Here is a 7,507-nt window from a genome sequence, read left to right as displayed (position 1 = left end):
GCATTGCCAAAGCCGCCATCTGCTCCCGTTTGGTTAGGCCTAATGATGTCTCAATTTGCAAAGATGGTGAACGTTGCGATACTGGGTAAGCGGGTTGGTCTGGGTTTGTCTTCATAATATCATTAGTTTTTTGATTGTTTCTTGAGCCAGTTATTACAGTAGAAGCATGTTACTTCCATTGTATTGGCAGAAGTGTGTTTTCTAGTATAACCGCAAGCGGTTGGTTCTTCTCCATCCTTCCTCCGTCTTTCTTGCTCTTCTTCTGGGACGTATTGCTCACCCCCTGAATAGTGAAAGTGTACAGTCATAAGCTTAGGTTTTCTTTCTCTTTAATTCTTTGAAATGATATTGTCCAAGGGAGGTGAGCATATAAGAACCTTTCTCGGTTCTAGTGATAAAATGCATGGAGACAAGAAGCTTGGTTACCCTCCCATAGGAAAGCTTAACCTCCTTTCCCCTTTTGCCTGCGCTGCCTACTTTCCAAAGTGCTTTTAGATGCCAGGCGTTTATGCCTCCCCACCTGGGGCCGTTGTAATAGATAGTGTATGGCATAAACCATTTATTTAAGTTCATAAACTTCTAGGTCCTCAAACAGAGGGAGGCAAAATGTATAGCTCCACCAATCAGAATTGCTTTGGGTAAGAAAAGCCCTTGGTGGATCGATCCGTTTAGCCAGATTAAAACTAAGAAGCTCTTTTACTGACTTGTATCCTTCTTCCTCATCTTCAATTTTAAAGGCTTCAAAAAGCACCAGTTTGGGATAATGCAGAATGAACCAGAAAGAAGTCTTATCATAAAGAATGTATTTCTTCATGTCCCTTCCATCAAGTCAAAAGTTTGGGATTCTTCATCACGTGATCAAACATGGTGTCACCAGAAGAAGTGACTGCATAAGGAAGGAACACCTGCAGCATGGTGGCCTGCTCAGCGTAGATGATGGCCAGCTGGGCTTCAACCCAGTCCTTGATCACTCGCCATGCCACACGCTGAGCCTGGTCCATATTCCTGAATTCGTTTTTTACTTTGTCTTTCTCCAAGGAAGCAAGCACACCTTTCGGATTTGAGGGAAGACGGAAACTTACCAGGTTACCAGGTGAAACTTCAATCAGGAAGCTGACCGCCACTGGCTCCCGATCAGAGCCGTAGTCAATCATGATTCTTTTGGCCCCACCTGAGGCAAGGATCTCTTGGATCTCACCTACTGTTTTTGAGGCAGGAACCTTGGTGGTATAATTCAGTATTGCCACTGGCGTATAGTTTAAATCAAGTGTTTTTAGAGGTACATTTTTTGGATAGGAAAAAGGGGCCTGATTTCCTGAAAACAGGGGTAAAATCAGACACCCTTTTTTTTACACACTTTTTAGGAAGCCATCTTCATTGAGGGGCGTTTGGCCCTAGGTTTTTTGACCTTTGGTTGGGCAGCTTTGAAGATTGTTTCCTGAATCTTCAGAAGCTCATCCAAGGCGCCGGGAGAAAGAGAGTCCAGCACGGCAGCCTGTTCCTGTATGAGCTGGCCTAGTTTGTCCTGGCTTTTGTTGATAATGGCAACTGCCAGCCTGAACTCCGCCAAAAACATTGTTTTCTTGTTGTTGGAAAGTTTTTCCCAAAGACCTTTCGGAAGCGCCTTCACGGCATCTGCCTCAAAAAGCTCCATGCTATTGATATCACGCTGGATAATGTTGAACAGCGGTGCCAATCCGTCAAAGATGGCACCCATCACCTGTATAGCCCTTAGAGCTTCCTGGCTTAGCTTGCGGCGCACTTCGTTTTGAACTACCTCCTTTGCCGCTTTTCTGATTTCTATATTGTTTGGCATCTTATTTAACCTTAATTAAAATGGTAGGTCTGGGTCAATGTCTTGAGGCACCAGCTTCTCATGTTTAAACTCATTCAACTCTACACTTTCAATGGAGCATAAGACGTAGGCTTTCCGCCCTATTTGCTTTGCAAGTCTTTTAGCCTCTTTGGTAGCACTTTCTCTATTTGGGTGTTGGTAAGTTGGGCCTTGCCCCCCTTCTAAATACACCATGTAAAAGCCGTTATTCATATCGGTTAAACTTTACTTTTTAAGTCTTTCCTGAAATTCCGTTCTCGTAATCTCAATCAGGTTTCTATTGGATGGTTCCATAGAATCATCTAAAAAAAGAACCAATGTTTCCCCCGCTATTTCTAAATATGGGAAAGTAAATCTCCCCATAGCTTCTAGCCCAAGCACCTCTAAAAGGCTATAAAAAACATTGCCTTTCAATCCGTTTGTTATGAATTGATACATTTCCTGCCCACCCTTAGTGCGGGTATTTGGGACAAAGGCTTCAGGGTAATGCTTGTGCCGTTTCCAGATTTTAGGATCTACCTTTTCTGGCTCTTTAAATACAAAGCCTTGGTATTGGGTTACCCGGTTGTAGGTTTGTTGGCCCTTGTTCCCTAAGAACTTATCAAATTCAAGACCTGTCTTTTGGATGATTGATTTCTTGTTTTCGTCTTCCCATAACAATTCATCAGAGCGCATCTTTAGAAGCTGTTTGTAGACCTTAGATTTCTTGTTTGTGATTTTATAATACATGGCTTACTTATTAGTTCTTAACTGCATTATCTGGTGGGTAAAGTCCGGTACCGCCGCACTGCTGGCAGGGTATTCGCTCTGGTGGCAGGCTGTAGAGCTGCTCTGGGATGCTGAGCACTTGGATCTCATCTCTGATGGCGAACCAGTGGAAGAGCCGGTCCGGCTCTCCCTTTTTACTGTCCATCAGGTGAATCTGCTCTTCGTGCGGCAGGCTTCTGAACTCTTCCCAGATACTGGTGGTGAGTTCCCTTTTGCCTTCGCAGTTGCTGCAGGTCCTGTCATGCTGGGTTGGCACCCAATCGGCCAGGTTCTCAAAGAAAGTGGCTGCTGTCATGATTGACCCTCCTTCCCGAAGAACTGCAGGGCAAAGGCCACTGCGGCGTCAAAAGAATCTTTCTTGGTATTGGTCAGCTCTGGGTGGCCTTTGATGTGCCACTCTCCCATGTAGGGCTCTATATAGCCAACGGGGTGAAAGTCAATTTTCCGGAGAATCCACCACATGGTGATGACGTTGTCTTTCTCAAATACAATAGGGGAATCGCTCATTTCTGGGCTGCCTCCTTTCTTTCCGTAGAAATCAAAATCACTTCCTCATTTTTGAATCCCTTCAACTGACGGCACCCATCCATCACCATCACCCTATTTTCATAATGATCTTTGAAAATTTGTGGGTTGGAATTTTTATAGTGTGATTGATCCAAATCAAACACTTTGGTGACATGAACAACCTTTCTATGCCTGGCGCTTATTTTGAAGCAGTCGCCCACTTGCAGTTCTGAGACTAAGACCTTTTTCATTTCTGCGCCACCTCCTTTCCTGCATTCTTCTGACATAGTTCATTGATCTCGCCTCCTAGCAGGCAGAGCAGCCCTGTGAACAACAGGACCAGCAGGTAATACTTTTTTGAATTTCCCATAACTGAATGTGATTAGACGTTAAAATGAAGTTTGAACCTGTTTCGGCCGGTCTGGCCCGTTAAGCGCACTAAGGATTTCCTCTTCCTCAGGGATGAAGCGTTTGAAGTTGTAGCCCAGCCCCTCCAGATAACCATAGTCAAAGCAATAGGCACTTGACTGGGTACTCTTGTCACCGATCTTGAAATTGGTGTTGTTCACGGCGCCTATATAGCCTGGCGCATGGCTGAGGTAATGGATGAGGGAGTTTTTGTCCATGCCTTTCTTTTCCCCCTGCGTGCGCAAGGCCTGCAGGTAAAGGGGGTGCACCTTGGATAGGCGCAGGAAAAGAACCTCCGTTGATTTGTTGAAGGTCTTGGTGCTTTCCTCCGTGCGGCCGGTGCGTAGCTTGATCTCGTTTTTCATCTCCACCTTGAAATCCTCACCGTCCCTGATCTGGGAAGTATTGATAAGGAAGTCCACCTGATCCCAGAATTGGTTGGTTTCCTTGGCATTGGAGATAAGCGCGTTCTGGGTCTTCATCCCATTGATAAAGGCATGCTTCAGCTTTTCCCAGTTGAAGGGCCATGGCAGGTGTTCCAGAATCTTGAAGGTGGTGGCGATGATGGCCGTATTCTGAAGAATCCGCTCCTCTATGCCGGTCTCATCTTTAAGCTCTTTCCTGAATTCTGAGAGTACCTGGTCAAACACCTTGAAGTAGCTGCCTTCCACCTCATTCCGGAAAGTGGTCAGGTAGCCGGTGATCTGGCTGAGGCCCTTTTCCTGAAGCTCCCTAAGCTCTTTCATCAAGGCGGTTTCCTTCTCGGTGAACTCCGTCTGGTGGTACTGCAGCAGGATCACCCTTTTGAAAAGCGCGTTGTCTGCGATAGGCAATTCCTGGCCACTGATCACGCAGCTGGAGAGTACCGGCGTGGTAGTGGTTTTATTGGAAGAACCACCGCCCTGGCTCCATTCGCCTTTCACGTGGCCGGCACCGTCATAGGCTGACTTGAGGTCCTGCACCCGCTTGAACTCAATCTGGTTGGAGTACTCATCAAACCAAACCACCGCATTGCGGAACTGGGCAAAGGTGCGGTGGAAACCAACGCTGGTACCGGCGTTCAGCATGAAGGGCTTGCGCTCCAGACCGAACATGTAGGAGATGCTCCAGGCCATGGTCGATTTACCGGTACCGGGAGGCCCGAACAGGAATAGGTGCGGGAAGAACTTGAACCGTGAATAGATCTTATCACGGAAGAGGGAAGTGATGTAGAAGCACATCCCGAAAATCCCGTTGTCACCGTAGGCGGCGTAGAACAGACTGGCCCAATCGGCGAATTTCACACCCTTACGCTCCACAAACCGGAACTTCTTCTCAGACTCATACAGCTCTTCCTCATTGCGGTAGATGGAAGACATAGCCGGGATGAAATAATGCTTCTCCAGCAGCTCATCCTGATCATCGGTGGGTATGTTGTGGGTAATGATGCCGTGGTCGTTCGCAGGCAGGAACCTGTCTGTGAAGATGCCGTTGGCAAAGGCATAAAACCCGTCATTGTGCCAGCCGAGCGTCTTGATCTCATCGGCGTCCTGGGTGTGGTCATAGAGCCGGCGCTTGATCTTGTTGAACTGGATCTTGCTGGCCTCCAGCAGGAAGTTGCCCTGGCTTTCCACGAACACACAGAAATCATTCAGGCTGACCAGCGCCTTGGCCGGCATGTCCACGATATAGCGCTGCCCAAACAGGTTCTTTATCTCAAAAATCCTTTTGGCGTCAGTCTTGCTCCTGATCAGGAACAGGGGGCGAACGGTGAAGTTGCTTATTCTGGTGAAGGTGACGTTTTTGGACTCGTTGTCAAACTTGGCGTAGTAGTACTGATTCTTCACCTCAATAAAATTGTAGGCATACACTTCCTGCCTCAGCTCATCGGTGAATTCCACGCCCTCAGGCAGCTTGAAGAAGAACTCATTGTACTCTTTGTCCATGATCTCACCGGCACCCTCAGCGGCGCGGGGCTGCAGGGATTTGATGAGCTTGGTTTCCACCTTGTTCTCCTTGGCCAGCTTGAAGAACTTCTCTGCGTTCTTTTCCTTGCTGGAAAAAAGAAACTGATCATAGTCCTTCTCTGCCTCTTCATGCACATAGTCTTTCCGGAAGCGTGCCAAGGCATGGAACATCCCGCGGCCCTTTTCACCAAAGCTGGCCAGTGCCTTGCCAACCGTCTCATAATCCTTGCCGGGGCCCACAATATTCAGCTCCTGCTTCACTACCCGATTCACCGTCTGGGTGGCACGGCGGAATTCCTTCTCGTTCCAGTCCCGTTGGGGGCGCTCAGAAATGTTCACCTCACCGCTTTCCAGATCAATGGAAACCTTCAGGGAAATGTCAAAGGCATGCTTGATATCCTGACGAAGCTTTACCTCGTCACGGTACCAGTCATTGATAATGGCATCCGCCAGGTCATATTCCTTCGGTTTCTCGGCAAAGAGATTCAGGCTACGCACACTGTCCTTGTTTTCCCGCACCTCTGCCAGTTTGCGCAACCATTCAATGGTCTTGCTCTTCTCATAGCCGGCCGGGTCATTGTCCACCAGGTTACATACCTGCCCTTTGTAGCCGAACAGGAAATTGAACTGCTCAAACTTGAGGCCGTGGTTGCCACCGGTGGCCAGCCAGTTGTAGGAAGGGAAAAAGAAACTGGCGATCACCGCCGTTTTCTCTGACTCCACGATGTTGGTATCCTTGCTGGAATCCCACAGGTGCAGCCCGTAGAAGCAGCGGTTAAACTGGAAATAGTCCTGCCAATCATCCCAGCTGGCGCCCTCGGGAAGCTGGAGGCCCAACCCCTGCAGATAGCCTTTGCCCAGGTAATGGGGGGCATACTTGAACTTGAACTTGTCACCAGGCGTCTTATCCCGTTTGCCGTCCAGGGTATACTTCACAAACTTCACGTTGATGGGAAGCCCCTGGCCATTGCTGACGATGAAGGCAGTCTTTCCTTTCTCACCGCCCACCATCCATTTCTCCATGTGCTCGGTGGTGATTCCAAGCTTGTTTTTGCAAAACAGGTGGAAATTGGTCTTACCTGGCAGCTTGGCCATCAAAGAGTCAATGTATTGCGCTTCCGGCTGAACCGTCACGGCAGCAGGAAGTTCTTTCCTTACCTGGGGCTTAGGCTCAAAGGCAGCGTCCTGGTTAGGGTGGTGGTGGAAACCACAGTTGTTCTCACGGTCACAACGCCCGTACTGCTCACCTACATGCTCCCCGGATTCGGAGTAGACGTAGCGAACAAAGGTTTTAGAATTACATGATGGGCAGGAAAACTTCTTTGGCTTCTTGTCCAAAGAATACTTGAAGGCTTTATCACTCATGCCGCCTCCCCCGTTTGAAAGCCTGGCTCCTGCACCTGGAGATCCTCAATCAATGAGTTCACCCGCACCACTTCCTTCTGGAGCAGCTTGAAAGCGAATGAGCCCATCTCCTCTTTCTGATGGAGTTCCTTGATAAGGGAATCACGGTAGACCATCAGCTCCGGTACCGTGAGCGGGTCCAGATGAGGCACACCTTTCATCACCTTCAAGGCCATCAGGTTGTTGGCCATCTGTATATACATTTTAGAGAAATCCTGTTGGCCGGCCTGGCGGGTGACGCAGGCGGAAAGCGTACAGAACTGAATCTGGGCGTTCAGGTCCGTACTGTTGGTTAGTACTTGACTCGGTTTCATGGTTTAGTATTTATTGGTTGGCAGCAGTGTGATATTGAGGTTCAGAATAAAGGCAGTGATGGGAGGTGTCTCTACCTCTGCCAGCTGGCCTTCCGTCCTTCTGATAATTTTTCCTATGTAGAACATGTCGCGCATCAGAGCGGATCTGTCACGCCCTTTGGCCGTCCTGAGGGCGGCGCGCTTTAAGGAAAGGAGAGTCTTCATTTCCCGATGAAGGCTCATCAGGCCTGCGATGCAGGCCGGGTGGGTTTTAATTAAGCTAGACATTTGAATGTGGTTAATTGGTTATAAAAAAGTAAGGTGTTAAGGCTGTGCTTTGGCGACCT

11 protein-coding genes are annotated in these 7,507 nt (G+C 48.4%); all 11 read right to left on the bottom strand.

Features of this window, described 5'->3' with window-relative positions:
- Positions 1–312: 312 nt before the first annotated feature.
- Positions 313–573, bottom strand: coding sequence for a hypothetical protein (locus ACYVJQ_RS19760; protein ID WP_460894849.1), 261 nt, complete (start codon positions 571–573; stop codon positions 313–315).
- The gene (locus ACYVJQ_RS19755) at positions 560–814 is read right to left on the bottom strand and encodes a hypothetical protein (protein ID WP_460894848.1); all 255 of its coding nucleotides are present in this window, start codon (positions 812–814) and stop codon (positions 560–562) included. The genes ACYVJQ_RS19760 and ACYVJQ_RS19755 overlap by 14 nt, the downstream gene beginning before the upstream one ends.
- A gap of 10 nt (positions 815–824) precedes the next feature.
- Positions 825–1,247, bottom strand: coding sequence for a hypothetical protein (locus ACYVJQ_RS19750; RefSeq protein ID WP_460894847.1), 423 nt, complete (start codon positions 1,245–1,247; stop codon positions 825–827).
- A gap of 113 nt (positions 1,248–1,360) precedes the next feature.
- A complete protein-coding gene (locus tag ACYVJQ_RS19745; protein WP_460894846.1) occupies positions 1,361–1,816 on the bottom strand; it encodes a hypothetical protein in 456 nt (151 codons plus the stop codon).
- 243 nt (positions 1,817–2,059) lie between these two features.
- The gene (locus tag ACYVJQ_RS19740) at positions 2,060–2,563 is read right to left on the bottom strand and encodes a hypothetical protein (RefSeq protein ID WP_460894845.1); all 504 of its coding nucleotides are present in this window, start codon (positions 2,561–2,563) and stop codon (positions 2,060–2,062) included.
- Positions 2,564–2,573: 10 nt separating this feature from the next.
- The gene (locus ACYVJQ_RS19735) at positions 2,574–2,897 is read right to left on the bottom strand and encodes a hypothetical protein (protein ID WP_460894844.1); all 324 of its coding nucleotides are present in this window, start codon (positions 2,895–2,897) and stop codon (positions 2,574–2,576) included.
- On the bottom strand, positions 2,894–3,109 hold the full coding sequence (locus ACYVJQ_RS19730) for a hypothetical protein (RefSeq protein WP_460894843.1): 216 nt from the start codon (positions 3,107–3,109) through the stop codon (positions 2,894–2,896). The genes ACYVJQ_RS19735 and ACYVJQ_RS19730 overlap by 4 nt, the downstream gene beginning before the upstream one ends.
- Complete coding sequence (locus ACYVJQ_RS19725; RefSeq protein WP_460894842.1) at positions 3,106–3,396, bottom strand: hypothetical protein; 291 nt, start codon at positions 3,394–3,396, stop codon at positions 3,106–3,108. Before ACYVJQ_RS19725 ends, ACYVJQ_RS19730 begins: the two co-directional genes overlap by 4 nt.
- 102 nt (positions 3,397–3,498) lie before the next feature.
- Positions 3,499–6,828, bottom strand: coding sequence for a DUF6371 domain-containing protein (locus ACYVJQ_RS19720; RefSeq protein ID WP_460894841.1), 3,330 nt, complete (start codon positions 6,826–6,828; stop codon positions 3,499–3,501).
- A complete protein-coding gene (locus ACYVJQ_RS19715) occupies positions 6,825–7,181 on the bottom strand; it encodes a hypothetical protein (protein WP_460894840.1) in 357 nt (118 codons plus the stop codon). The genes ACYVJQ_RS19720 and ACYVJQ_RS19715 overlap by 4 nt, the downstream gene beginning before the upstream one ends.
- 3 nt (positions 7,182–7,184) lie before the next feature.
- On the bottom strand, positions 7,185–7,448 hold the full coding sequence (locus tag ACYVJQ_RS19710; RefSeq protein ID WP_460894839.1) for a hypothetical protein: 264 nt from the start codon (positions 7,446–7,448) through the stop codon (positions 7,185–7,187).
- Positions 7,449–7,507: the final 59 nt, after the last annotated feature.

The organism is Rufibacter soli (assembly GCF_054781795.1).
This window is presented reverse-complemented; position numbering and strand designations above follow the sequence as displayed.

Coding starts and splice junctions, on each gene's coding strand:
- ACYVJQ_RS19760 (WP_460894849.1), bottom strand. CDS start 573: ATGAACTTAAATAAATGGTTTATGCCATACACTATCTATTACAACGGC.
- ACYVJQ_RS19755 (WP_460894848.1), bottom strand. CDS start 814: ATGAAGAAATACATTCTTTATGATAAGACTTCTTTCTGGTTCATTCTG.
- ACYVJQ_RS19745 (WP_460894846.1), bottom strand. CDS start 1,816: ATGCCAAACAATATAGAAATCAGAAAAGCGGCAAAGGAGGTAGTTCAA.
- ACYVJQ_RS19740 (WP_460894845.1), bottom strand. CDS start 2,563: ATGTATTATAAAATCACAAACAAGAAATCTAAGGTCTACAAACAGCTT.
- ACYVJQ_RS19735 (WP_460894844.1), bottom strand. CDS start 2,897: ATGACAGCAGCCACTTTCTTTGAGAACCTGGCCGATTGGGTGCCAACC.
- ACYVJQ_RS19730 (WP_460894843.1), bottom strand. CDS start 3,109: ATGAGCGATTCCCCTATTGTATTTGAGAAAGACAACGTCATCACCATG.
- ACYVJQ_RS19725 (WP_460894842.1), bottom strand. CDS start 3,396: ATGTCAGAAGAATGCAGGAAAGGAGGTGGCGCAGAAATGAAAAAGGTC.
- ACYVJQ_RS19720 (WP_460894841.1), bottom strand. CDS start 6,828: ATGAGTGATAAAGCCTTCAAGTATTCTTTGGACAAGAAGCCAAAGAAG.
- ACYVJQ_RS19715 (WP_460894840.1), bottom strand. CDS start 7,181: ATGAAACCGAGTCAAGTACTAACCAACAGTACGGACCTGAACGCCCAG.
- ACYVJQ_RS19710 (WP_460894839.1), bottom strand. CDS start 7,448: ATGTCTAGCTTAATTAAAACCCACCCGGCCTGCATCGCAGGCCTGATG.